At 71.6% G+C, this 24,118-nt stretch carries 26 protein-coding genes; 9 read left to right on the top strand and 17 right to left on the bottom strand.

The genetic code is table 11. From position 1 onward, the window contains the following. Position 1: 1 nt before the first annotated feature. From ABT294_RS27095 to ABT294_RS27085, 3 genes are all read right to left on the bottom strand, one after another. Positions 2–856, bottom strand: a complete 855-nt coding sequence (locus ABT294_RS27095) for an ABC transporter permease (RefSeq protein ID WP_350809080.1) — start codon at positions 854–856, stop codon at positions 2–4. Further along, a complete protein-coding gene (locus ABT294_RS27090; RefSeq protein ID WP_350809079.1) occupies positions 856–1,653 on the bottom strand; it encodes an MlaE family ABC transporter permease in 798 nt (265 codons plus the stop codon). Before ABT294_RS27090 ends, ABT294_RS27095 begins: the two co-directional genes overlap by 1 nt. A gap of 176 nt (positions 1,654–1,829) precedes the next feature. Continuing rightward, positions 1,830–3,218 carry an aminopeptidase P family protein gene (locus ABT294_RS27085; protein ID WP_350809078.1) on the bottom strand — a complete coding sequence of 463 codons (1,389 nt, stop codon included), beginning with the start codon at positions 3,216–3,218 and terminating at the stop codon, positions 1,830–1,832. A 165-nt stretch (positions 3,219–3,383) separates the two neighbouring features. Here ABT294_RS27085 and ABT294_RS27080 point away from each other — a divergent pair, with 165 nt between their 5' ends. The 3 genes from ABT294_RS27080 (at position 3,384) to ABT294_RS27070 (ending at position 6,342) form a co-directional block, all read left to right on the top strand. Further along, positions 3,384–3,812 (top strand): CBS domain-containing protein, encoded by a 429-nt coding sequence (locus ABT294_RS27080; protein WP_350809077.1) that lies wholly within the window; start codon positions 3,384–3,386, stop codon positions 3,810–3,812. Positions 3,813–3,886: 74 nt separating this feature from the next. Continuing rightward, a complete protein-coding gene (locus ABT294_RS27075; RefSeq protein ID WP_350809076.1) occupies positions 3,887–4,660 on the top strand; it encodes a cyclase family protein in 774 nt (257 codons plus the stop codon). Beyond that, positions 4,657–6,342 carry a thiamine pyrophosphate-binding protein gene (locus ABT294_RS27070; RefSeq protein WP_350809075.1) on the top strand — a complete coding sequence of 562 codons (1,686 nt, stop codon included), beginning with the start codon at positions 4,657–4,659 and terminating at the stop codon, positions 6,340–6,342. Before ABT294_RS27075 ends, ABT294_RS27070 begins: the two co-directional genes overlap by 4 nt. Positions 6,343–6,452: 110 nt before the next feature. On the opposite strand, the gene ABT294_RS27065 is transcribed toward ABT294_RS27070, so the two are convergent. Genes ABT294_RS27065 through dhaK form a run of 3 tightly spaced genes read right to left on the bottom strand, consistent with a single transcriptional unit; the run spans position 6,453 to position 8,489 of the window. Then, positions 6,453–6,836, bottom strand: a complete 384-nt coding sequence (locus tag ABT294_RS27065; RefSeq protein WP_350809074.1) for a PTS-dependent dihydroxyacetone kinase phosphotransferase subunit DhaM — start codon at positions 6,834–6,836, stop codon at positions 6,453–6,455. A 58-nt stretch (positions 6,837–6,894) separates the two neighbouring features. Further along, entirely contained in the window at positions 6,895–7,509 is a 615-nt protein-coding gene (dhaL, locus tag ABT294_RS27060; protein WP_350809073.1) for a dihydroxyacetone kinase subunit DhaL, read from the bottom strand. Continuing rightward, positions 7,509–8,489 carry a dihydroxyacetone kinase subunit DhaK gene (gene dhaK, locus ABT294_RS27055; protein WP_350809072.1) on the bottom strand — a complete coding sequence of 327 codons (981 nt, stop codon included), beginning with the start codon at positions 8,487–8,489 and terminating at the stop codon, positions 7,509–7,511. The genes dhaL and dhaK overlap by 1 nt, the downstream gene beginning before the upstream one ends. An 89-nt stretch (positions 8,490–8,578) precedes the next feature. On the opposite strand from dhaK, the gene ABT294_RS27050 reads away from it, so the two are divergent. Further along, positions 8,579–8,725: a hypothetical protein gene (locus ABT294_RS27050; RefSeq protein WP_350809071.1), complete on the top strand. Its 147-nt coding sequence runs from the start codon at positions 8,579–8,581 to the stop codon at positions 8,723–8,725. Continuing rightward, complete coding sequence (locus ABT294_RS27045; protein WP_350809070.1) at positions 8,718–9,470, top strand: lysophospholipid acyltransferase family protein; 753 nt, start codon at positions 8,718–8,720, stop codon at positions 9,468–9,470. The genes ABT294_RS27050 and ABT294_RS27045 overlap by 8 nt, the downstream gene beginning before the upstream one ends. A gap of 101 nt (positions 9,471–9,571) precedes the next feature. On the opposite strand, the gene ABT294_RS27040 is transcribed toward ABT294_RS27045, so the two are convergent. Further along, complete coding sequence (locus tag ABT294_RS27040) at positions 9,572–10,378, bottom strand: serine/threonine-protein kinase (RefSeq protein ID WP_350809069.1); 807 nt, start codon at positions 10,376–10,378, stop codon at positions 9,572–9,574. 56 nt (positions 10,379–10,434) lie between these two features. Beyond that, entirely contained in the window at positions 10,435–11,673 is a 1,239-nt protein-coding gene (locus ABT294_RS27035; RefSeq protein ID WP_350809068.1) for an MFS transporter, read from the bottom strand. A gap of 70 nt (positions 11,674–11,743) precedes the next feature. On the opposite strand from ABT294_RS27035, the gene ABT294_RS27030 reads away from it, so the two are divergent. Next, on the top strand, positions 11,744–12,334 hold the full coding sequence (locus ABT294_RS27030; RefSeq protein ID WP_350809067.1) for an ArsR/SmtB family transcription factor: 591 nt from the start codon (positions 11,744–11,746) through the stop codon (positions 12,332–12,334). A gap of 69 nt (positions 12,335–12,403) precedes the next feature. Here ABT294_RS27030 and ABT294_RS27025 read toward each other — a convergent pair whose 3' ends face one another. Both ABT294_RS27025 and ABT294_RS27020 read right to left on the bottom strand, forming a co-directional pair. Beyond that, positions 12,404–12,754 (bottom strand): hypothetical protein, encoded by a 351-nt coding sequence (locus ABT294_RS27025; RefSeq protein WP_350809066.1) that lies wholly within the window; start codon positions 12,752–12,754, stop codon positions 12,404–12,406. A 288-nt stretch (positions 12,755–13,042) separates the two neighbouring features. Further along, entirely contained in the window at positions 13,043–13,666 is a 624-nt protein-coding gene (locus tag ABT294_RS27020; RefSeq protein ID WP_350809065.1) for a TetR/AcrR family transcriptional regulator, read from the bottom strand. A gap of 86 nt (positions 13,667–13,752) precedes the next feature. On the opposite strand from ABT294_RS27020, the gene ABT294_RS27015 reads away from it, so the two are divergent. Next, a complete protein-coding gene (locus ABT294_RS27015) occupies positions 13,753–14,496 on the top strand; it encodes an SDR family oxidoreductase (RefSeq protein ID WP_350809064.1) in 744 nt (247 codons plus the stop codon). A gap of 97 nt (positions 14,497–14,593) precedes the next feature. On the opposite strand, the gene pruA is transcribed toward ABT294_RS27015, so the two are convergent. Then, on the bottom strand, positions 14,594–16,267 hold the full coding sequence (gene pruA / locus ABT294_RS27010; protein ID WP_350809063.1) for an L-glutamate gamma-semialdehyde dehydrogenase: 1,674 nt from the start codon (positions 16,265–16,267) through the stop codon (positions 14,594–14,596). Then, positions 16,268–17,185: a proline dehydrogenase family protein gene (locus tag ABT294_RS27005; RefSeq protein WP_350809062.1), complete on the bottom strand. Its 918-nt coding sequence runs from the start codon at positions 17,183–17,185 to the stop codon at positions 16,268–16,270. A 75-nt stretch (positions 17,186–17,260) separates the two neighbouring features. On the opposite strand from ABT294_RS27005, the gene ABT294_RS27000 reads away from it, so the two are divergent. After that, positions 17,261–18,421 carry a PucR family transcriptional regulator gene (locus ABT294_RS27000; RefSeq protein ID WP_350809061.1) on the top strand — a complete coding sequence of 387 codons (1,161 nt, stop codon included), beginning with the start codon at positions 17,261–17,263 and terminating at the stop codon, positions 18,419–18,421. Here the strand turns inward: ABT294_RS27000 and ABT294_RS26995 are convergent. The 4 genes from ABT294_RS26995 to ABT294_RS26980 form a co-directional block, all read right to left on the bottom strand. Beyond that, entirely contained in the window at positions 18,313–19,119 is an 807-nt protein-coding gene (locus ABT294_RS26995; protein ID WP_350809060.1) for a glycoside hydrolase family 16 protein, read from the bottom strand. The two genes, ABT294_RS27000 and ABT294_RS26995, sit on opposite strands and share 109 nt — an antisense overlap. Positions 19,120–19,205: 86 nt before the next feature. Next, positions 19,206–19,799 (bottom strand): FMN-binding negative transcriptional regulator, encoded by a 594-nt coding sequence (locus ABT294_RS26990; RefSeq protein WP_350809059.1) that lies wholly within the window; start codon positions 19,797–19,799, stop codon positions 19,206–19,208. Positions 19,800–19,861: 62 nt separating this feature from the next. Next, positions 19,862–20,908 (bottom strand): glycosyltransferase, encoded by a 1,047-nt coding sequence (locus tag ABT294_RS26985; RefSeq protein WP_502912134.1) that lies wholly within the window; start codon positions 20,906–20,908, stop codon positions 19,862–19,864. A gap of 161 nt (positions 20,909–21,069) precedes the next feature. Beyond that, complete coding sequence (locus ABT294_RS26980; RefSeq protein WP_350809057.1) at positions 21,070–22,899, bottom strand: SpoIIE family protein phosphatase; 1,830 nt, start codon at positions 22,897–22,899, stop codon at positions 21,070–21,072. 73 nt (positions 22,900–22,972) lie between these two features. Between ABT294_RS26980 and ABT294_RS26975 the strand changes: the two genes are divergently transcribed. After that, positions 22,973–23,674, top strand: coding sequence for an ANTAR domain-containing protein (locus ABT294_RS26975; RefSeq protein ID WP_350809056.1), 702 nt, complete (start codon positions 22,973–22,975; stop codon positions 23,672–23,674). Here ABT294_RS26975 and ABT294_RS26970 read toward each other — a convergent pair. Beyond that, positions 23,671–24,027: an STAS domain-containing protein gene (locus ABT294_RS26970; protein WP_350809227.1), complete on the bottom strand. Its 357-nt coding sequence runs from the start codon at positions 24,025–24,027 to the stop codon at positions 23,671–23,673. The two genes, ABT294_RS26975 and ABT294_RS26970, sit on opposite strands and share 4 nt — an antisense overlap. Between the last annotated feature and the right edge of the window lie 91 nt (positions 24,028–24,118).

Raw genomic sequence — 24,118 nt, 5'->3', positions numbered from 1 at the left:
CCTATCCCGTCAGCTTCACGCTGCCGCCGCCACCCCAGAACAGGTACGACAGCAGCAGGTTGAGCAGGACGATCGTGACGATCGACTGGCGGATCGCGCGGCCCGCGGCCACCCCGACGCCCACCGGCCCGCCGGTGGCGTAGAAGCCGTGGTAGCAGTGGATCACGATGACGGTGAAGGCGAAGACGCCCACCTTGGCGACGCTGTAGACGATGTCGCTGACCGGCAGGTACAGGTAGAAGTAGTAGTCGTAGACGCCGGGCGCCAGGCCGAACAGCACCGTGCTCATCAGCCGGGTGGCGAAGAAGCTGGCGAACAGCGCGATCAGGTAGATCGGCATCAGCGCCAGCAGCGCGGCCACCACACGGGTGCAGATCAGGTAGGTGAAGGCGTTGATGCCCATCACCTCCAGCGCGTCGATCTCCTCCGAGATCCGCATCGCGCCGAGCTCCGCCGTGAACGACGAGCCGACCTGCGCCGCCAGCGCGGTCGCCGCGATGATCGGGGTGATCTCCCGGACGTTCGCGAAGCTGCCCACCAGGCCCATGAACGACTCGGCGCCGATCGCCTGCAACCCCTGGTAGCCCTGCAGGCCCACGGTCGCGCCCACGACGAACGCCATGGTGAAGACGACGAAGACCATGCCGCCGCCGATGACGGTCGCGCCGACGCCCACCACGACGTCGCTGACCTGGCGGACGACGACCTTGACGTACTTCAGCCGGAGGATGACGTCGCGGACGGAGTAGAACACCACCTTCCACACGAACAACGGCCAGTCGGCGAGCCGGGCGAACCGCTCGGCCCACTCGCGGCCGCCGCTGGCGAGCCTGAGCCCGGCCGTGCGCGCCACCATCACAGCGCCCTCGGCGGGTAGGCGAGGAAGTACACCGCGGAGATCACGTAGTTGAACGCGAAGACCAGCATGAACGTGACGACGGTGGCCTGGTTGACCGCGCGTCCGACGCCGACCGGGCTGGTGGCGCAGGTCATGCCCTTGTAGCAGGCGACGGCGGCGGCGATGAACCCGAAGATCCACGCCTTGAACAGGGTGACGTACAGGTCGGAGCCGACGACCAGCGAGAGCGCCCCGTCGAAGTACGCCCCCGGGGTCACGCCCTGCACGACCACGTTGAAGAAGTAGCCGCCGCCGGCCCCGGCCAGGATGACCAGCGGGCACAGGCAGACCGCGACCGTGCTGGCGGCCCACATGCGCGGCGTGACCAGGCGGTGGATGGGGTTGATCGACATCACCTCCATCGCGCTGAGCTCGTCGCGGATGTGCCGGGCGCCGATGTCGGACGTCATCGCGCTGCCCCCGGCCCCGGCGATCAGCAGCGCGCTGGCCAGCGGCGCCACCTCGCGGATCAGCCCGACGAACACCGCGCTGCCGGTGGCGGACGCCGCGCCGAGCTGCCAGGCCAGCTCACCCACCTGCAGCGCGACGGTCGCGCCCAGCGGCAGCGACACCAGCAGCACGGGGACGCTGGTGACCCGCGCGAGGAACCAGCACTGGTCGACGAACTCCCACCACCAGTGCCGGATGTCCCAGCTGCGGCGCAGACCCTCCAGGACGATGACGAACAGGTCACCCACCTGGCCCAGTACGGACCCGGCCTTGCGGCCGACGAATCCGGACAGGGCCATCAGCATTCCGCCCGGGTGAGTGCTGCCGTCATGACCACCTCGCGTTGCCGGCCGACTACGGACCAGTCACCTTACTGACGGGTTGTCCAGTAAGTCGATGCTTCCCGAGGAATTTGAGGAAAAGGTATGAGACCCAGGTCACATGTTGTCAGCCAACTACGAAACGTGACAGCACTGTGACACTAGAGGGCGGCCATCCAGCGCTCGACCTCGTCCGGGTGGCGGGGGAGCGCCCCGGACATCAGGCGGGCGCCGTCGGCCGTGATCTCCAGGTCGTCCTCGATGCGGACGCCCAGGCCGCGGAACTCCTCCGGCAGCGTGAGGTCGTCGGGCTGCAGGTACAGGCCGGGCTCGACGGTCAGCACCATGCCCTCCTCCAGGACGCCGTCGAGGTAGACCTCGGCCCGGGACCTGGCGCAGTCGTGCAGGTCCAGGCCGAGCATGTGGCCGCTGCTGCAGAGCGTGTAGCGGCGGTACAGGCCCGACTCCAGCAGCGCGTCGGGGGAGTCCTTCAGCAGGCCCCACGCGTTCAGGCCCTCGCAGATCACCCGCATCGCCGCCAGGTGGAAGTCGCGGAAGCGGGCGCCGGGCCTGAGCGTGGCGATCGCGGCCGTCTGCGCCTCGTACACCAGCTCGTACACCTGCCGCTGCACCGGGGAGAAGCGGCCCGACAGCGGCAGCGTGCGGGTGACGTCGGCGGTGTAGAGGGTGTCCGTCTCGACGCCCGCGTCGAGCAGCAGCATGTCGTCGGGGCGCAGCGCGCCGTCGTTGCGGATCCAGTGCAGGACGCACGCGTGCGCGCCTGAGGCGACGATGCTGTCGTAGCCGACCGCGTTGCCCTCCAGCCTGGAACGCAGCCCGAACACGCCCTCCAGGTAGCGCTCGCCGCGCGGGTGGCCGAGTGCCTGTGGCAGCGCGCGCACCACGTCCTCGAAGCCGCGGGCGGTCGCGTCGACGGCCGACTGCAGCTGGCCGACCTCCCACTCGTCCTTGAGCAGCCGCATCTCCGACAGGAAGCCCTCGAACTCGGCGTCGCCGACGCTCGGCGGCAGCATCGCGTCGACCGAGGAGTCCACGCCGCGCAGGACCCTGGCGGGCCCCGTAAGGTCGAACCGGCCGATGTGGGCGCACCGCACCTGGTACAGCTCGGCCGCCTCGGCCAGGTCCGGCCTGCGGCCCACCCAGAACTCGCCGTAGCGCCTGTCGCGGTAGAACTCCTGGCCCTCCGAGCGCGGCGAGCGCGGCCTGACGTACAGGGTGGCCTCGCCTGACGGCTCGATGACCAGCACGTCGCCGGGCTCGGCCGCGCCCGTGAGGTAGGAGTAGGCGCTGTGCGGCCTGAACCGGTAGTCGGAGTCGTTGCTGCGGACCTTGAGCGTGCCGGACGGCACGACGAGCCGTTCGCCGGGGAACCGGGCCGCCAGCGCGGCGCGGCGCTTGGCCGCCCACGGCGCGATCGGCAGCGCCGACACGTCGGTGCGCCGGGTGTCGGCCCAGCCCGTCCGCATGAAGTCGGCCAGTTGCCCGGTGATGGGCAGGTCGTGGCTTCCGGTGTTCAGCTGTTCGCTCATGGACGTCCTCAGGATGATATTTCACATGGTATGGAATGCAGCTTATGTGACGGTCGACCGCCTGACCACGCCGTTGCTTGCCCGAAACCAGAAGAGGTGAGGGGCTTAACCCGACCTCCTTCGGGGGAATGACCCAAGCTAAAACCGAAGGCTGAGGTGGTGCAGATGCTCATCGGGACAATCCTGCGCAACAAAGGCAGCAACGTGACGACCGTGCCCCCGGAGGCGTCCGTGCGTGAACTGCTCGCCAAGCTCGCGGAGGACAACATCGGCGCGGTCGTCGTCTCCACCGACGGAGCCACCATCACCGGCATCGTGTCGGAGCGCGACGTCGTCCGCCGCCTCCACGACCGCGGCGCGGCCATTCTCGACCGGCCGGTGTCCGAGATCATGACCTCCGAGGTGCGCACCGCGGGCCCGAGCGACAACGTGGAAGAGCTGCGCAAGACCATGACCACGCAGCGCTTCCGGCACATGCCGGTGGTCGAGGACGGCAGGCTGGTCGGCATCGTCAGCATCGGCGACGTCGTCAAGAGCGCCATCGAGGAACTGGAGACCGAGAAGGCGTCGCTGGTCGACTACCTCCACCGGTGACCGGCCGTCTGGCAGCGCGCTCACGGCTGTAGGAGGATGCAGCCAGCCCCGAGCAGCCCATCGAGGAGGATGCCATGTCGGTCCTGCGGAGCCTGGTCGAGAGCGTGCGCAGCGGCGCCGTCGAGATCGTCGACCTCACCGCGCCCCTCACGCATGAGACGCCGATCCTGCAGCTGCCCGAGCCGTTCGGCAACGCGATCCCGTTCCGTCTGGAGGAGATCAGCCGCTACGACGACCGTGGCCCCGCCTGGTACTGGAACGACATCCACACCAGCGAGCACACCGGCACCCACTTCGACGCGCCGATCCACTGGGTGAGCGCCCGCGACGGGCAGGACGTCTCACAGGTGCCCGCCCGCAGCCTGCTCGCCCCCGCGGTCGTGCTCGACCTCTCGGCGGAGGCGGAGAAGGACCCCGACTTCCTCCTCCAGATCGACCACGTCAAGGAGTGGGAGCGCGTCAACGGGCCACTGCCCGAGGGCGGCTGGCTGCTCTACCGCACCGGCTGGGACGCCAGGTCCGCCGACCAGGCCGCCTTCCTCAACGCGGACGAGACCGGCCCGCACAGCCCCGGCGTCTCCGTCGAGTGCGCGCGGTGGCTGGCGTCCGAGACGCCCATCCTCGGCCTCGGCGTGGAGACCGTCGGCACCGACGCGGGCGCCGCGCACTCCTTCGAGCCCGCCTTCCCCTGCCACTCGTTCCTGCTCGGCGCAGGCAAGTACGGCCTGACCCAGCTCCGCAACCTCGACCGCCTGCCCGTGACCGGCGCCGTGGTGATCGCGCCCCCGCTGCCGATCGTGGGCGGTTCCGGAAGCCCCGTGCGCGTGCTGGCCCTGGTCGAACGGTGATCGTCGCGGAGGCCGTCGGACGCGTCCTCGCCTCGCTCGGCGTGGAGGTCGCCTTCGGCGTGGTGGGGAGCGGCAACTTCCACGTCACCAACGCGCTGGTGACGCACGGCGCCCGGTTCGTCGCCGCACGGCACGAGGGCGGCGCCGCCACCATGGCCGACGCGTACGCCAGGATGAGCGGCACGGTGGGCGTGCTCTCCGTCCACCAGGGGCCCGGCCTCACCAACGCGATGACGGGCATCGCCGAGGCCGCCAAGAGCCGCACCCCGCTGATCGTGCTCGCCGGCGAGGCGACGGACGTCCGCTCCAACTTCCACATCGACCAGGACGCGATGGCGCGGGCGGTGGGAGCCGTGCCGATGCGGATCGCCTCCGCCCACACGGCGGTCGAGACCGTTGTGGCCGCCTTCCGCGCCGCCTGGCACGACCGGCGGACCGTGCTGCTGAACCTGCCGCTCGACGTGCAGGCCGGCCTCGTGCCCTGGCGCGGCCTGCTGGGGGAGTTCCTCGACCAGATCACCTCCGCCGCGCGGGCCGCCGCCTCCACGGCGCTGCCGTCGTCGAGGCCGCCCGCGCCCGAGCAGGTGGCCGAACTGGCGCGCCTGCTCGCCGCGTCGCGGCGGCCGGTGTTCGTCGCGGGCCGCGGCGCCAGGCACGCCCGGCGCGAACTGGAGGAGCTGGCGGAGCTGTCGGGCGCGCTGCTGGCCACCTCCGCCGTCGCCAAGGGCCTGTTCCGCGGCAACCCGTGGGACCTGGACGTCAGCGGCGGCTTCGCCACCCCGCTGGCGGCCGAGCTGATCCGCGGCGCGGACCTGGTCGTGGGCTGGGGCTGCGCGCTCAACATGTGGACGACCCGGCACGGCGACCTGATCGGCGGACAGGCCGCCGTCGTCCAGGTGGACCTGGACGAGGACGCGCTCGGCGCGCACCTCCCGGTTCGCCTCGGCGTGGCGGCCGACACGGCCGCCACCGCGCTCTCCGTGACGGCGGCGGGCGTCGACCGGCCGGGTGGTGGGGAGGCGCGGCGGTATCGGTCGCCCGAGCTGGCCCGGCGCATCCAGGCGGAGGGCCGCTGGCGGGCGGTCCCGTACACGGACGAGAGCCGCGACGGCCGCATCGACCCGCGCACGCTCACGATCGGCCTCGACGACCTGCTGCCCGCCGAGCGGATCGTCGCCACCGACTCCGGCAACTTCATGGGCTACCCGGCTATGTTCCTGGACGTCCCCGACGAGCAGGGGTTCTGCTTCACCCAGGCGTTCCAGTCGATCGGGCTCGGCCTGGCCACCGCGATCGGCGCGGCACTGGCCAGGCCCGACCGGCTGCCGGTGGCCGCGCTCGGCGACGGCGGCGCGCTGATGGGCGTCGCCGAGCTGGACACCGTGGCGCGGCTGGGTCTGCCGATGGTGGTCGTGGTCTACGACGACGAGGCGTACGGCGCGGAGGTCCACCACTTCGGGCCGCACGGGCACCCGCTGGAGCTGGTGCGCTTCCCGCCGACCGACCTGGCCGCCGTCGCCCGGGGGTACGGCTTCGCCGCCGTGACCGTCACCGAGCCGGCCGACCTGGCGGGGGTGGCCGGCTGGCTGAAGGGCCCGCGCGACCGCCCGCTGCTGGTGCACGCCAAGGTCGCCCGTGACCGCGCCTCGTGGTGGCTGGAGGAGGCCTTCAAAGGCCACTGAGCCAGGAAGCCGTCAGGCCGCCCGCACGGGAGCCCGCCGGGCGCCGGTGAGTCGTTGCCCCGCTGGGGGGCTGTCGCTGGGGTGCTGGTGGGTGCGTCTCGCTCGGGGCGTCACGTGTCGCCGAGTTTGCGGTATGTCCGTGCCTCCTCGGCTGCCGCGAGCACGTCGGCGAGGGACGCGCCCGCGCCCGCTGCTACGGCGGCGGCGATCGCGCCCTCCAGGAACGGCACGTCGGCCACCACCACCTGCCCCGGCACCTCCAGCAGCCGGGACGTCAGCACCGAGCTGCCCAGGTCGGGGATGATCAGCACGCCGTCGCCCTGGTTCACCGATGCGAGGGCCTTGCCGATGAGGTCGATGCTGGTGCCGAGCCGGCCGTCGCCGGTGCCGCCCGCCGCCGCGACGGGCACCCCGGAGCCGGCGATGCCCCGCGCCAGCGCCGCCATCTCGGACGCGAGCCCCGCGCTGTGCGCGACGAGCACGAGCCCGACCACCCTCAGACACCACCCTCAGAAGGTCGCATCACGCACCACCGCACGGCGTCCCCACGCATCACGCCACCGCCGCCAGGGCCGCCACGATGAGGGCCGACGAGGCCGCTCCCGGGTCCTCGTGCCCGATGCTGCGCTCGCCCAGGTAGCTCGCCCGCCCCTTGCGGGCCCGCAGCGGGATCGTCGCCCGCGCCCCCTCCTCCGCCGCCCGCGCCGCCCGCTCGAACGCCTCGCGCGCGCCCACCCCGTCGCGGACGGCCCGCGCCAGCTCCCGCGAGGCGGGGGCCAGCGCGTCGACCATCGTCTTGTCGCCCGGGGCGGTCTTGCCGAGCCGCTCGACGGCCACCACTCCGGCCTCGAAGGCCGCGGCGAACCCGGCCAGCGTCACGGGGTCGTCGAGTGACCTGCCCATCTGGCGGAACACCGACCCGTACAGCGGGCCGGAAGCGCCGCCGACGCGGCGGATCAGCGTGGCCCCCGCTGACAGCAGCACCTGTGCGGGCGTGTCCGGCGGCTGGTCGGCGAACGCCTGCCGCACCTCGGTGAACCCGCGGTCCAGGTTCGTGCCGTGGTCGGCGTCGCCGATGGCCGCGTCGAGCTCGGTGAGGTGCTCGCGCTGGAGCCGGACCAGCCTGGCCGCGTCCTCGATCCAGGCGACGAAGAAGCGGGTGTCCATCAGCGTCCCCAGCGCAGCCCCGGTGTCTCGACCGGCGCGTCCCACAGGCGGGTGAGGGTGTCGTCGAGCCGGCAGATCGACACCGAGAAGCCCTGCATGTCCAGGCTTGTCACGTAGTTGCCGACCAGCGAGCGCGTCACCCGCGCGTCCTTGCCCCGCACGAACGCCGCCACCTCGCCGAACACCACGTACAGCTCCATCAGCGGGGTGCCGCCCATGCCGTTGACCAGGACGAGCAGGTCGCCGCGCAGCGGCAGGTCGCGGTGGATGGCCTCCATGGCGAGGGCGGTCAGCTCGCGGGCCGAGACCAGCGGGACCCGGGTGCGGCCGGGCTCGCCGTGGATGCCGATGCCCAGCTCAACCTCCCCCTCGGGCAGGGTGAACGTGGGCTTGCCGGCCGCCGGGGCCGTGCACGAGGTCAGCGCGATGCCGAATGAGCGGCTGCGCTCGTTGACCTCGGCTCCGATCCTGGCGATCTGGTCGAGCGGCGCGTCCACCTCGGCCAGCGCCCCGGCGATCTTCTCGACGAACAAGGTCGCGCCGGTGCCGCGCCGGCCCGCCGTGTAGAGGGAGTCCTGGACGGCCACGTCGTCGTCGACGAGCACGGAGGCCACCTCGACGTCGTCGACCAACTCGGCGGCCAGCTCGAAGTTCAGCACGTCGCCCGTGTAGTTCTTGACGATGTGCAGCACGCCGGCGCCGCCGTCGACCGCCCTGGTGGCGTCCATGATCTGGTCGGGCACCGGCGAGGTGAAGATCTCGCCGGGACAGGCCGCGTCGAGCATGCCGTGCCCGACGAAGCCGGCGTGCAGCGGCTCGTGCCCGGAGCCGCCGCCGGAGACGAGCCCGACCTTGCCGGGCCGAGGGCCGTCCGCTCGGTAGACCACTCTGTCGCGCACCACCAGCGATGGGTGGGCGGCGGCGAGCCCGGCCAGCGCGTCGTCCACCACGGACTCCGCGGTGTTGATGAGCTTCTTCATGGCCACAAGACCGATCTGCCCGTTTCCCCCTGGGGACAAGCGTCATAGCGTGGCCGGGGTGGAGCCGCCTGGGCGGGCCGCTGGCCAGGGTGGCGCTGGAGGAGCTGACCGCGCTGGTCGCGCCCGACCACGACGTGGACGCCGCGGGCATCGACCGGACCAGGTACGGGAACGTCCGCGGCGTGGTCCGGCTGCCCACCAGGGCGCAACCTAGGCTACCTTCTGCTCATGGCTGAGATCGTGTACCCGCCGGTGATCGCCGCCGCGCGGACCCTCTTTCGCGTCCTCGACTACCGCTTCCACATGGAGGGGACCGAGCACGTGCCGCGCACCGGCGGAGCCGTGCTGGTCAGCAACCACGTCAGCTACCTCGACTTCATCTTCGCGGGGTTCGGCGCGCTGCCGTCCAAGCGGCTGGTGCGCTTCATGGCCAAGCAGGACGTGTTCGAGCACCGCATCTCCGGGCCGCTGATGCGGGGCATGCATCACATCCCGGTCGACCGGGGCGCGGGCGCGGGCTCGTACGCCACCGCGCTGCGCATGCTGAAGGCGGGCGAGGTGGTAGGCGTGTTCGCCGAGGCCACGATCAGCCGGTCGTTCACGGTCAAGGAGATCAAGAACGGCGCGATCCGGATGGCGCAGGCCACGAAGGTGCCGGTCATCCCGGTGGCGCTGTGGGGCAGCCAGCGGCTGTGGACCAAGGGCAGGCCGAAGCAGCTGACTCAGCGGCACGTCCCGCTGACGATCCTGATCGGCGAGCCGATGTACCCCCAGCGTGGCGAGGACGTCAACAAGCACACGGCCGACCTGTACGCCCGCATGTCGGAGCTGGTCGACAGGGCGCAGCGCACCTACCCGGAGATCCCGCCCGGCGTGTGGTGGCAGCCGGCCCACCTCGGCGGCACCGCGCCCACGCCCGAGGAGGCGGCGGCCATGGACGCCGCCGAGGCCGAGGCGCGAGCCAAGAAGGAGCAGGCTTAGGATCCCGCCGGGAAGCCAGGAGGGAGCAGGCGCCCGTCGGCTCGCTCGTGGCGGGCGCGCCTGATGGGCGCCTGGATGGAGCGAGCCGAGAGCCGGCAGGGTCAGATCGCGGCCGGGTAGCTGCTCGCGCGCATCCCCGCCAGCAGGCCAGCGGTCTGCTCGGGCGTGTAGCGGCGCACCGGGTCGTGGTGGAGTAAGCCCTCGATGAGCGGACGCATCACCCCGGCGCGGCGCGGCGGCGGGTAGCCGCCGCTTCTGGCCATGCCGAGCACGGTCGCCGCGTCCTGGCCGGGGTAGGGCGGCTGGCCTTCGACGGCGCTGTAGAGGGTGGCGCCGAACGACCACATGTCGGCCTCCTTGCTGGCCGGGCCGCCGTGCAGCCGCTCAGGGGCCATGAAGGCGGGGGTGCCGCGCAGCCGCCGCTGGGTGGTCATGCGGATGTCGCCCTCGGCGGTGGCGATGCCGAAGTCGGTCAGCACCACCCGGTCGCCGGTCAGCATGACGTTGGCCGGCTTGACGTCGCGGTGCAGCACGCCCGCCTGGTGCGCGGTGCGCAGCGCGGCGAGCAGGTGCTGGCCGATCGCCGCCACCGACTGGGCCGGGAGCGTGCCAACCTGGGAGAGCAGCTGGTGCAGCGACAGCCCGTCGAGGTACTCCATCACGATCCAGAGCTTGCCGCCCTCCTCGATGAGGTCGTGGACGGTGACGATGTTCGGGTGCGTGAGGCCCGCGGCCATGCGCGCCTCGCGCAGCACCCGCCTGCGCACCATCTCGGCCTCACCGGACAGCGTCAGCTCTTTGAGCGCCACCTCGCGGTGCAGCAGCTGATCGAACGCCCGCCAGACGACGCCCATACCCCCACGACCGGCCTCCCCGTGGAGGAGGTACCGTCCGCCGATCTCCCGCATGCCATCCCCTCGTTGCTCGTGGTAATCATGTCATCTCGAGGGACGGCATTGGGTCTCTACCGTGATCTGGATATGTCGGGAATCTTAGGTTCGCTGGTCAGCGGGGTTGAAATTCGATCGCCCAGGGCGCGCCACACGAGCGCGACAGCGACCATGGAGACGCCCACCGCGCTGAGGAAGACGGCGGGCAGCCCGGCCAGCTCGCCCAGCACGCCGCCGAGCGCGGCGCCCAGCGGCATGCCACCCATCCCGATCAGCCGATAGGCGGAGTTCACCCGGCCGAGCAACTCGGCCGGAATCAGCCGCTGGCGGGTGGAGACGACGAGGACGTTGACGGCCGCGCCGGTCACGCCCCACAGCACGGCGGTCGGGTAGAGCGCCCAGGCGGTCGGCACCAGCACGGGGACGAGCAGCAGCAGGTTGTTGGCCGTCCAGCCGCCGACGAGCGTCCTGCCCTCCCCGAACAGGCGGATGGCCCGGTCCGACACCAGCGATCCCACCACCGCGCCGGCGGCGAACGCGGTCAGCATGAGGCCGTACCCGCTGGGTTCCAGGCCGATCGCGGAGTCGGGGCCGACGACCCAGAGCACCATGACGGCGAAGTAGGCGGCGCTGGAGAAGTTGAGCAGGCCCGCGCTGACGGCGAGGGTGCGCAGGAACCGCTGCGACCACAGGTAGCGCTGGGCCTCGACGATGCCGGCCAGCAGCGAGCGCCGCCCCCGGGCGTCCTGGGGGGCCTTGAACGTGCCGCGCATGCCGAGCAGGAGCAGCCCCGCCGCCCCGTACAGCAGGGCGGGGCCGCCGAAGAGGGCGGCGGGCAGGATCGCGACCAGCACGCCCGCGACGGGCGCCCCGACGAACTCGTTGCCGATCATCTGCGCGGTCTGCACCCGCCCGTTGGCCCTGGTGAGCTGCGCGGACGGGACCGTCATCGGCAGCACCGACTGGGCGGAGGTGTCGGCGAAGACCTCTGACACGCTCGCCAGCAGCACGACGGCCAGCAGCGTCCACAGGTTCAGCAGGCCGAGCGCGCCGAGCAGCGCGGCCACGGCCAGCACCACCACCCGGAACCCGTTGGCCAGCACCATGATCCGCCTGCGGTCCACCCGGTCGGCGATCGCCCCCGCGTACAGGGCGAACAGCAGCCACGGCAGCGTGGCGGCGGCGCCCACCAGCGACACCTGGGTGGGGGAGCGGGTCAGCGACACCGCCAGCAGCGGCGCCCCGACTTTCAGCACCCCGTCGGCCAGGTTCGACAGCGCGGTCGACGACCACAGGTATCCGAACGACCGCATGACTCACTCCGATAGTGTGTGTAAGAGAAACTGTGCATAGAATCCTTTGCAAAGATAGGTGTGCACGCCGATGCGAAGCAAGAGCTATTCCGCAAGAACGCTCGACGCGAACGCGCTGAAGTCGTTCGCGCACCCCCTGCGCCTGCGCATCTACGAGCTGCTGGAGGAGCACGGACCGTCCACGGCGACCCGGCTCGCGGGCCTGCTCGGCCAGAACACCGGCGCGACCAGCTACCACCTGCGGGAGCTGGCCCGGCACGAGATGATCGAGGTCGCGCCCGAGCTGGGCAAGGGCAAGGAGAAGTACTGGCGGATCGTGCCCGGCGGCTTCTCCTACGGCGAACCGCCGCCGGGCGACGCCGAGACGGCGGGCGCGGTCGAGTTCCTGCTCGACGACCTGGTGCGGCAGCGCGGCGCGGAGCTGGCCCGCTGGCGCGAGGAGTCGGCCGGCACTCCCGCCGAGTGGGTGGCGGCCAGTGGCTTCGGCCGCCGCTCGGTCAGGCTCACGGCGGCGGAGACCACCCGGATGCGGGACGAGGTCTTCGAGGTCCTGGAGAGGTATCGGGCGCTGGCGGACGGCAGGGAACTCGAGTCGCCGGGCGACCCGTCGACCGAGCACGTGGTGGTGCACTTCGACGTCTTCCCCGTCGGGGTCCGCTAGGGGCGCCCCTGGCATGGGCCGGTCCCGGCCGCGCGTGCGGCCGGGACCGGGGGTGGGGGTTGGGCGATGTCAGTCGGCGCAGATCGCGAAGACGCTGATGCCGACGTCGTTGTACTTGGTCTGGCGGCCGAGGCCGATCCAGCCTCGGCCGTCATCGGTGGGGAAGGAGCCGACCAGGATCGCGTCGTTGCCCCGGGCCTCGGCGCCGCCGCCGAGCACCTTCTTGGAGCCGGGGCAGTACACCGTGCGGCGCTGGAAGTTGGGGACGTTGGCGTTGGGCAGGGAGACGATCTGGTAGCCGGACGGAAGGGTGCTCAGCTGGGCGCTCTGCGCCGTGGGGGGATTGGCATGGGCGCTCGCCGGGGACGCCGCCACCAGGCCCGTGGCTGCGGCGAGGACGACGAGGGTGATGCGCTGCATGGACTCTCCTTTGCTTGTCCTCGCACCCCGCCGGCCTGGCGGCACGAAGAGGAAGGTCGTGCTACCGGTGTGGCCCGCGTGGTGAGAGTGACGAGGGGATTACACAGTGAGTATCCATATCTTCACTCTCCGTGTCGAGAGGCAGTTGTGTTCGAGAAACCCTGAGGTCACGACGTCGCCACGCGCGCCCGGCGTGGCGACGCGGGTTGCGGGCTACCATCGTCCGATGTGACCGACACGCCCGCGCGTTGCCGGAGCCGGCACCTCGCCCCCTGATCCGCTGGTGCTTCAGGTGCGGCGCCGTGCCGCTGCTGCGTCGTCCACGCGCGGCGACGGGGGCCATGCCTCGAGCGTGAGGTCGACCATGGCGTGCAGATCCGCACCGGATGCGCCCCCGGCTGCCTGGACAGAGATGCCGTAGGAGATCGCCCAGACGTACCGCGCCAGGGCTTCAGGAGCCACCGACTCCGGCAGATCGCCCTCGGCGCGCGCGCGTTCGAAGCGTTCGCTCAGGCCTGCCTCGGCCGCGCGCCGTAGGGCCGCCAGCTCCGTGCGGATCGGCTGGCCCTGGGGGCCGGTCGCCAGGGCGCTTTGCACCATGAGGCAGCCGTCCGGCCCATCCGATCTTGTTGCGACGTCGACGGCGCCGCGCAGCAGGGCCTCGGTGACCCCTCGCGCCGTGGGCTGGTCAAGGGCTGTACGGACGTGGGCCGCCGGACCGTCGAGATAGCGGCCGAACGCCTGGCGGAACAGGGACTCTTTGTTGCCGTACGCGGCGTACAGGCTGGGTCGGTTGATTCCCATCGCCTCGGTCAGGTCCGACAATGCTGTGCCTTCGTAGCCCTGGCGCCAGAAGACCTCCAGGGCGCGGTCGAGTCGTTCATCGACGTCGAATGCGCGTGAGCGTCCCATGGCCGTGCCCTCCTGCCCAGTTTTCGTACCGATCGGTATAGTACTCTCTCGATTCAATACCGATCGGTACACAAAATGGAGATCGCATGACGCTCAAGGGAAAGGTCGCACTGGTGACCGGCGGATCGCGGGGCATCGGGGCCGCGGCCGCCCGTGCGCTCGCCGAGGCGGGCGCCGATGTGGCGATCGGCTACGCCACCTCGTCACAGAAGGCCCGGGCGGTCGTCGCCCAGATCGAGGCCGCAGGCCGCCGCGGCGCCGCCTACCAGGCCGATCAAAGCGACCCCGGCCAGGTCGCGGACCTGGTCGACACAGTCGTCGCGGACTTCGGACGACTCGACGTCCTGGTCAACAGCGCGGGTGTGTCGCAACGTGCCGTGCTCGGTGACCAGCGGGACGACCCGGCGGCGCAGGACAACCTGTACGACGTCAACCTCGCCGGCGTGGTGGCCGCCATCCGCGCCGCGTCCAGGCTGATCGGCGATGACGGCCGGATCATCACCATCGGCTCCACCTTGGCCGACCGTGCCGGATTCCCGGGAATGGCCGACTATGCGGCGACCAAGGCCGCGATCGTCGGCTACAGCAAAGGCGCGGCACGCGACCTGGGCCCGCGCGGCATCACGGTCAACGTCATCCAGCCAGGCGCGGTCGCGACCGACATGAACCCTCCGGAGGGTGAGTTCGCGGACGCGCAACGAGCCCTGAAGGCGCTGGGCCGCTTCGGCCGCCCGGAGGAGATCGCCGCAGGCGTGGTCTTCCTCGCCGACCCAGCCGCCTCCTTCGTCACAGGCACCGTCCTTACCATCGACGGCGGTTACCTCGCCTGACCAGGGCTCCATGACGATGAACGGAGACAAAGACGCCCCGGAACTCGAGGACGAGTTCCGGGGCGTCTTTGTTCATCCCCGCTCATACGCGGTTCTGTCAGTACCCGAGGTTCTTGAGATCGGGCTGCTCCCAGCCGCTCTGCGGGATGTCGCCCCTGAACGGCGGCGTGACGACCGGCGGCACGAACGTCTCCTTGATCGTGCGGGCGTTCACCCAGCGGATCAGATTGAAGATCGAACCGGCCTTGTCGTTGGTGCCCGAGCTACGGGCGCCGCCGAACGGCTGCTGGCCCACGACCGCGCCCGTCGGCTTGTCGTTGACGTAGAAGTTGCCCGCCGCGAAGCGCAGCCGCTCCGACGCCGACGCGATCGCGTAGCGGTCCTGGGCGATGATCGAGCCCGTCAGCGCGTACGCCGCGACGCCCTCCATCTGGTCGAGCACCGCGTCGTAGTCGCCGTCCTCGTAGACGTGCACGCCGAGGATCGGGCCGAAGTACTCCTTGACGAAGATCTCGTCGGTCGGGTCGGCGCACTCCATGACCGTCGGCTTCACGAAGTAGCCGGTCGAGTCGTCGTAGGAGCCGGTGAGCAGCTCGATGCCGGACGCCGCACGGGCCCGGTCGATGGCCGCCTTGTGCTTGGCGAAGGCGCGCTCGTCGATGACGGCGCCCATGAACGTCGACAGGTCGGCCGCCACGTCCCCCACGCTCAGCGACTCGGCCACGCTCACGAACTCGTCACGCATGCGCGTCCAGATCGAGCGCGGCACGTAGGCGCGCGACGCGGCCGAGCACTTCTGGCCCTGGTACTCGAAGGCGCCCCTGATCAGCGCCGTCGACAGGACGGCCGGGTCGGCGGACGGGTGCGCGAGCACGAAGTCCTTGCCGCCGGTCTCGCCGACCAGCCGCGGGTAGCCGTGGTAGTTCGCGATGTTCGCGCCGACCGTGCTCCACAGGTGCTGGAAGGTCGGCGTCGAGCCGGTGAAGTGGATGCCGGCCAGCGCCGGGTGCGTCAGCGCGACCTCCGAGACGCCCTGCCCGTTTCCGGTGACCATGTTGATCACGCCGGGCGGCAGCCCCGCGGCCTCCAGCAGCCGCATCGTGAAGTGCGCGGCGAACTGCTGGGTGGGCGACGGCTTCCAGACGACGACGTTGCCCATCAGCGCGGCCGACGTCGGCAGGTTGCCGGCGATGGCGGTGAAGTTGAACGGCGTGATCGCCAGCACGAAGCCCTCGAGCGGCCGGTACTCCATCCGGTTCCACACGCCCGGCGACGAGACCGGCTGGTCGGCGTAGAGCTGCCGCGCGTAGGCGACGTTGAAGCGCAGGAAGTCGATCAGCTCGCAGGCCGAGTCGATCTCCGCCTGCTGCGCGGACTTCGACTGGCCCAGGACGGTCGCCGCGTTCAGCGTCGACCGCCAGGGGCCGGAGAGCAGGTCGGCGGCCTTGAGGAAGATCGCGGCCCGCTCGTCGAAGGAGAGCGCCCGCCAGGCGGGCGCGGCACGCAGGGCGCTGTCGATGGCGTTCTGCACGTCCTGGGCCGTGGCGTCGTGGGTGCGGCCCAGCACGGCGGCCTTGTTGTGCGGCTGGACGACGTCGATCGGCGCGCCGCCGCCCAGCCGGCGCTCGCCGTCGATCGTCATGGTCAGGTCGATCGAGGAGCTCGACAGCTCCTTGATCCGGTTCTCCAGCGCGGCGCGCTCGGCGCTGCCCGGCGCGTATGCGTACACCCGCTCGTTGGCGGGGACGGGAACGTTGCTGATGGCATCCATTTACTTACCCCCAAGGGCACGAAGGAAGAAGGCGACGTTGGCGGGGCGTTCGGCCAGGCGGCGCATGAAGTAGCCGTACCAGTCGTCGCCGTAGGGCACGTAGACACGGACCGTGTGACCCGCTCCGGCCAGCGCCTCCTGGCGGTCGGTGCGGATCCCGTAGAGCATCTGGTACTCGTAGTCGCCCGTGGACCGTCCGAAGCGGTCGGCGAGCAGCTCGGTGATGGAGATCATCCGGTCGTCGTGCGTCGCCACCATGGGGTACCCCTTCCCCTCCATGAGGATCCGCAGGCACCGCACGTACGCCTTGTCGACGGCCGTCTTGCCCTGGTGGGCGACCGTGGCGGGCTCGCGGTAGGCGCCCTTGACCAGGCGGACCCTGGACCCCTCCGTGGCCAGCTCGCGGCAGTCGTCCTCGCTGCGGAACAGGTACGCCTGGATCGCCACGCCGGTCGCGGGGAAGTCCTCGCGCAGTTTGCGCAGGATCCCGAGCGTGGAGTCGACCGTGGTGTGGTCCTCCATGTCGAGCGTGACCGTGGAGCCGTTGGCGTCGGCGGCGGCGCAGATCGCGCGGGCGTGGTCGAGCGCCAGGGAGTCGTCGAGCCGCTGCCCGAGCGCCGACAGCTTCACCGACGCCTCGCCGCCCCGGCCGAGGCCGAGCGGGCGCAGCGCGTCCAGCAGCGTGACGTACGCCTTCGCGACGGCCGCGGCGGCGCTCGCGTCGCGCGTCTCCTCGCCGAGATGGTCGACGGTCACGGCGAGGTGCGCGTCGCGCAGCCGTTCGATGGCGGCGCGCGCCTCTTCGACGCTCTCGCCCGCGACGAACCGGTCGACCACCTTGCGCGTGAGGGGGAGACCGGAGACGGAGCGACGTACCAGGTTGCTCCGGGAGGCCGCGAGTAGCACTTGACCCAGCATGATTTCAGCCTAAAACCCCAGCTCATGGGAGGCCATTGACGCTCGTAACGCCGGTTGTGGCAGGCTGTTAGACAAATGCACAACACCGCTGATCTCCAGGACACGGTCGACGAGATAGCGCGCCTGCTGGGCGCGTCCGCCACGCTCGAGGACCGCTCGTTCCGCCTGCTCGCGTACGGCGCGCAGCACGGCGACATCGACACGGTCCGCCAGGAGTCGATCCTGCGCAGGCGCGCCACCGGCGAGGTGCGCGACTACTTCGAACGCTACGGCATCGCCCGGGTGAGCGGCCCGATCCGGATTCCCGCCGACGCCGACCTCAAGGTGCTGGCCAGAGTCTGCTGGCCGCTGCGCCACGGCGACGTCACCTACGGCTACCTGTGGCTGCTCGACTCGGGCGAGCTCACCGACGAGGCGCTGCGCAGGGTCGAGCCGCTCGTCTCCAGGGCCGCCGGCGAGCTCGCGCAGGAGGCCCGCAGTCGCCAGGACCTCGGACGCGGCCTGCGCGCCCTGCTCTCAGCCGACCCCGAAGAGCGCGCCCAGGTCTCGATCGAGCTGCCCGGCCCGGTGGCGGCGATCGCGGTGCGCGAGTCGAGGGAGCGCGTCGCCGCCCTCTGGACGCTGCCGCGCGGCGTGCTCTCCCGCGCCGGCTCGCCTGTCGCGCTGCTCGCCCCGGCCGGGCTGGCCGGCGAGGTGGCGCAGACCGTCCAGGCCGCGTACGGCACCGCCGCCGGGCTCGGCGCGCCCAGGAACGACCCGGCGGACGCCTGGCAGAGCTGGCGCGAGGCCCGCCTCGCGCTGCGCGTCGCCGAGCACTTCCCCAGGTTCGCGCCCATCGCCCGCTGGGAGGACCTGGGCGTGCACCGCCTGCTGGCCAGGCTCGGCCAGGCCGACCTGCGCGAGCTGGCGGCCGAGACGGCGGCGCTCGACCGTGAGCTGGCCCAGACCGTCGAGACCTACCTGGACCTCGGCGGGCACGCCCAGAAGAGCGCCGCCGAGCTGGGGGTGCACCGCCAGACCCTCTACTACCGCCTGGGGAAGGCCGAACGGCTGACGAACAGGGACCTGTCGGACGGCGACGACCGCATGGCGGTGCACCTCGGGCTCAAAGCGGCCCGGTTGCTGCCTCAGCCCCAGGAAGGGGCCCAGCCCGGAGCCGGGACGGGAGCACGGTCTGGGGCCCGGTCTGGGGCCCGGTCTGGGGCACGCTCAGGGGCCCAGCCTGGGGCGCGGTAGATCCGCACCCAGTCCACGTACATCGACACCGTGTCCGGGGTGGAGGCGTCGCGGCAGCGCGGCTCGCACACCACGTCGTTCTGCAGGGCCAGGCCCATTCTGCGGTTCCCGGGGACGTGCGGGCCCTGGTAGTCCCAGAGGCGGTGGCCGTCCAGCCAGAAGGTCAGCCGTCCGGGCAGCCAGTCGACGGCCGCCGTGTGCCACGTCGTGAAGTCGGCGCGGAGTTGCTGCAGCGCCCGGCCGGCGTCGCTGTGGACGAAGATGCCGCCGCCCTGCCGTTGCGGGTCCACGATCTCGGCGAAGTCGACCTCCGCGCCGGGACCGTCGTTCGAGGCCGGCCAGAGCAGCGCCACCGGCGTGTACCCGGCGCCCGCCTCGGCCCTGAACCTGACCTCCCAGCGGCCGTACGCCTGCGCCAGCGTGCTGGCGACGCCGCCCGACAGGTCGCGGCCGCCGTACCTGGCGCCCCTGAGGCGCAGCACGCCGCCGGAGACCGTGGTGGCCCGCCCGGTGCGGGGGTTGACGGCGGCCTCGGGGGAGTCGTAGATCATCCACTTGGACGGGTCGAGCGAGGCGCCGTCGAAGTTCTCGACCACGACCGGCGCTCCCCACGTCCAGGTCTCCGCCCGCGCGCTGTGGGGGATGAGGGCGGTCGTCAGGAGGACCGCCCCCGCCGCGATGAGACTGCGTGTAGACATGCCGCCATGCAAGCAGAGGGGGCGCAGGTGTCGCAGGAGTATGCGGAAACCCCTCTACCAGCAATGATGCCCCCCGCACGGATATTTCAGGACATGTAGCGAAGCGCCGCGTCGTCACCGGGGCCGCCGCGTTCCGACAGGCCCTTGGCCACCCGCGCGCGGTGCTCGGCGTCCTTGTGGCCGTCGTACTTGAACTTGCCGCGGATCTCCTCGATCGTCAGCCGCAGCCCCCTGATCCCCGACAGCAGCCGGGGCATCTGGGCCGGGTCGCCGTGGCCGGGCTCCAGGTCGTCGAGCTGGCCGCGCAGGATCTCCAGCTTGCCCTCGGCCTCGGTGACGATCTCGGCGTGGCAGGTGAGCTGGACGGAGGAGTAGTACGTCGTGGGCACCCCGAGCGCGGGATCGGTGCCGGGCTCGGCCCGCCAGCCGCCCCGGATGTAGGACCAGGGGCCGGCGACCGACAGGATCACCTTGGGGTTCTCCTCGATCGCCGCCCAGATCGGGTTCGGCCTGGCGAGGTGGAGGAGCACCGTCCGGTCGTCCGTCAGCAGGAACTGCGTCGGCACGACGACCGGCACGGCGCGGTCCCGGCCCGCGGCGATGAGGGTTCCGAACGGGTTGTCCCGCACGTACGCGAGGGACTGCTCCTCTTCGCCGGCGTCCCAGGGGTGGATCAGCATGCCAGAACGATACAGACGTCCGATTCGCCGGGCCAGGGCGGCCTCGTCGCGGCCGGTCCGTGTCAGGCGCAGGCCGCCTCGTAGACGCGCAGCAGCTCCTGGCTGACGCGCTCCCACGAGTAGCGCGAGCGGGCCCGGTCGGCGCCCGCGTAGCCGAGCGCGGTACGCAGCGTCGGGTCCGTCAGCAGCTCGCGGGCCAGCCGCGCGGTGCGCGCCGGACGGTCCGGCGGCACCAGCAGGCCGGTGACGCCGTCGATGACCGAGTCGAGGTGCGCGCCCACGGCCGAGGCGATCACCGGCACGCCGCAGGCCATCGCCTCCAGCGCCACGACACCGGTCGCGGCTTCGCGTGGCACCGTCACCACGGCGTCGGCGCTGCGCATCAGCTTCGGCACCGAAGCCCGCCTCACCTGCCCGAGCAGGGTCACCCGCTCGGCCACGCCGAGCTGGTCGGCCAGGGCGCGCAGCCGCCGCGCGTCCCTGTCGTCGTCGAGGTCGTCCATCAGCGGGCCGCCCGCGATGACCAGCTCGACGTCCGGCAGCCCGGGCAGCGCGCGGATCACGGTGTGCGCGCCGCGCTCGGGGGTGAGCGGGCCGACGTGCAGCAGCCGCTTGCGGCTGCCCCGGGTGGCCACCGCGCCGCGGCGGTGGAAGCGCTCGGTGTCGATCCCGTACGGGACGATCGCGATGTTGCCGCGCGGCACGCCCAGCCTGATCAGCGCCGACTCCTCGTCGCCCGAGCCCGCGATGACCGCGTTGGCCCGGCGGCCGAGCGCCAGCTCCAGCTTCTGGTGGGCCGGGTGGACGGTGTGGAAGGTCTGCGTGACCGGCACGCCGAGCCCCTTCGCGCCCGTCACCGCGGCCAGGCCGCACGCCCAGGAGTGCGCGTGGATCACGTCCGGACGGTCCTGGGACCAGCGCTGCTCCAGGTACCTGGCGACGTCGCTCAGGTACGGCACCAGCTCGTCGGCGGGCAGGTCCCGGGCGGGACCGACGTCCATGCTCTCCAGCGTGACACCCGGGGCTACCCGCGTCCTGGGCTTACCTTCGGCGTTCTCACGGCGGGAGTAGATGGTGACGTGGTGGCCTCTGCCGAGCTCGCGTGCCACGGAAAGGATGTGATGGCGCCGGTTGGCGGCAGCGGAAGCAACGATCGCGATATTCATGGCACACCTCAGCGTCAGAAGCGTTCAAGGTGTGCCTGCGTCTTAGGCACCGATCTGTTTCTCCGACGATACCCACTTTCTCGTCAGCCGCAAACCCCCACAGATCAGACACCCCGGAGAGCCAGGACCACGATCTCGTCCCACACCTGCCCTTCGGAGAAGGCGTGCCGGTCCTCCTCGACCGTCTTGACCACGGTCGACGGGGACTGGCCCGCGCACCGGCTGAGCACGTCGGCCAGCCGCTCCTCGCCGTACGTCTCGCCCGCCCGGTTCCTGGACGAGATCAGCCCCTCGGAGTAGAGCACCAGCGTCTCGCCCACCGGCAACGGCAGCTCCTCCGACCCCGTCTCCGCCATCGGCGAGATGCCCAGCGGCACCCCGCCGCCGGCGGCGAACCGCACCCCGCCGTCCGGCTGGAGCAGCGCCGCCGGATGGTGCCCCGCCGACGACAGCCGGATCGTGCGCCCCCGGACGAACCCGGTCAGCACCATCACGAACATCCCCGTCCCCTGCTCGACCAGGGCCTGGTTCACCTTCCGCATCACCACGTCGGGGTCGGACTCCCAGACGCTGAGCACCCGCAGCCCGCCCCTGACCAGCGCGCTCACCGACGCCGCCTCCTGGCCCTTGCCTGCGGCGCCGCCCAGCGCGAAGCCCCAGCCCCCGGCCACCGGGAACACGTCGTAGAACTCGGCTCCCACCGACGCCCCCGGATGGTAGGCCGCCGCCGCCTCGTACCCCGGCACGTCGGGCAGCTTGCGCGGCGCGACGCTCGCCGACAGCGCGTCCGCCGCCCGCGAGCGGCTCTGGAAGCTGCTCTGCGCCCGCAGCGCCAGCCCGAGCTGCAGCCCGACCTCCTGCATGACGGCCAGGTCCGCCAGCGTGAACGGCGACCGGTGGTGCGCCCTGACCAGCGTCAGCGCGCCGTCGGCCGGGCCGATCGGCACGCACAGCACCGACCCGGCCTCCATCGCCGTCAGCAGCGGGCCCTCCGGGCAGACGCCGAACAGTGTCTCGTCCTCGACCATCTCGTGCACCACGCCGGAACCGTGCTCGATCACCTGCGTCACCAGCGGGCAGCACACCGGGTCCGACGCCTCCACGTGCCGCACCAGGTCGCCCAGCGGGTGATCCTTCGGCGCCACCACGATCGAGCGGCGCGGCAGCCCGTCGCGGACCAGGTCCGCGACCACCCAGTCCGCCCAGCCCGCCGCCAGCATCCGCGTGGTCCTGGGCAGCGCCACCGGCTGCCGCAGCGCCTCCTCGTCCAGCAGGAGCGCGCCCGTCCTGGCCAGCAGGTCCTGCCGCTTCGCCGCCGCCAGCAGCAGCGCGCCGTCGGACAGCTCCGGCCGCTCCCCCGGCTCCGGCAGCTGCACCTCGGTCGGCAGCGCCACCGCCGCCACCATCTGCTGCGGCTCGCCCGGCATCGTCAGCCTGGTCAGCGCGAGCTGCACCGTGTGCGTCCTGCCCTGGTGCGCCAGCCGCGTCTCGAACGCCGCCGGCTCCCCGGTCTGCAGCACCGACGTCAGATGCGAGCGGAACGCCGCCCGCCTCGACACGTCGACCAGCAGCGGGAACGAGCGGCCCACCAGGTAGCCGTCGGGGCTGCCCAGCAGCCGCGAGGTCTCGCCGTTGATGCGCCTGACGACGCCGCCGCCGTCCAGCACGATCACCGGGACGGGGAAGGCCTTGAACACCTGTCGCAGCAGCTTCAGCTCGCGCTGGGAACCGTCCTTCTTGCCGCCCTGCCGGGCGGGCCCCTTGCGCAGTTCCTGCCTGGCCTCGGCGAGCAGCTCAGCCGCCGTGCCCAGCTCGGCGAGCGCGGCGTCCAGCGTCGGCGCGAGCTCGGACGGGTACGCCGTCCTCGCCTCACGCAGGGAAGAGACGCGGGCGGAAAGCGCGTCCAGAGCGTGTTCGAGGTCGGGCATTGTCATCCTCTGACGCTACGCCACTCGGGATAAAGGTATCCATAAGGGGTAGAGGCTTGTTGCTATGGAATCGACTGCGATGATAACCCCCAGTCTCGCCCGTGACCTGGCCTTTCTCGGTCGCCTGGGCGAGGAGACCTCGACCGAGAGCGTCCTGCGCGGCCTGACGACGGCGCTCGCCGCCGGCGTTCCAGGATGCTCCGGCGGCTCGGCCGAGCACTGGCGCGACCGGCGGGTGCTGGTCTCCGGCTCGCACAGCGAACTGATCATGCTCGTCGAAGGCGAACGGGAGCTCGGCGAGGGCCCCTCGGCCGAGGCCAGGCAGACCGGCAGCCGGGTCACCATCACCGACGTGCTCGCCGACAGCCGCTGGCCCCGCTACGCCGCGCTGGCCACCCGCTGGGCCGTGCGCTCCGCGCTCCTCGTCCCCGTGCAGATGGCGCCCGCCACGCTGGTCATCGGCCTGTACTCCGTGCGGCCGGCCGCCTTCTCCCCGCAGGCCGCCCACACGCTCGCCGACATGCTGACCGAGCAGGTCGGCGTGGCCATGGCGAACATGTGGGACTTCGAGGAGGTGCGCACCGGCGCGGCCCAGCTACAGGAGGCCCTCGCCGGACGGTCCGTCATCGACCAGGCCAAGGGCATCATCATGCAGACCAGCGGCTGTACCGCGGAGGCGGCCTTCGATGAGCTGCGCCGCACCTCGCAGCACCATCAGGTCAAGGTGGCCGACCTGGCCAGGCTGCTGGTCGAGGAGCACCAGCGCAAGTCGCGCGGCTAGCCAAGGGCGGCCAGCGCGTCGTCGAGGGTGTCGTACAGCGGCAGCCGCTGCGCGAGCCCGGTGATCCACATCACCTTCGACTTCGAGTACTCGACCCCGACCAGGGCGAACCTGGCGCCCGACGCCAAGCTGGTCTGCCAGTGGTGCACGATCAGGCCAAGCGCCCGCGAGTCCATGAACGTCACCCCCGCCAGGTCCAGGATCAGCTCCGCGCCCGCCAGGGACAGGTAGTCGGCGAACTGCTCGCGCGTCGTGGCGTCGAGCACGCCATCGACCTTGATCACAGTGATCTCGTCAACGGTCGACGACGTCAGGCTCAGGGCTGCGACAGGCCCCTCGCCGTTCTCCGGCATTGTCACGAAGCAACCCTACTGTTACCTGGGCGGGGAGGAATACTTCCCCGAGGATGGGGGAGACTGGATCCGAAGTCCAGCAGAGGGCTTC

It is taken from the genome of Nonomuraea sp. NPDC000554 (assembly GCF_040300065.1).
Lineage (GTDB): Bacteria > Actinomycetota > Actinomycetes > Streptosporangiales > Streptosporangiaceae > Nonomuraea.
Note: the sequence above shows the minus strand (reverse complement) of the source record. Positions and strands in the feature narration are given on the sequence as shown.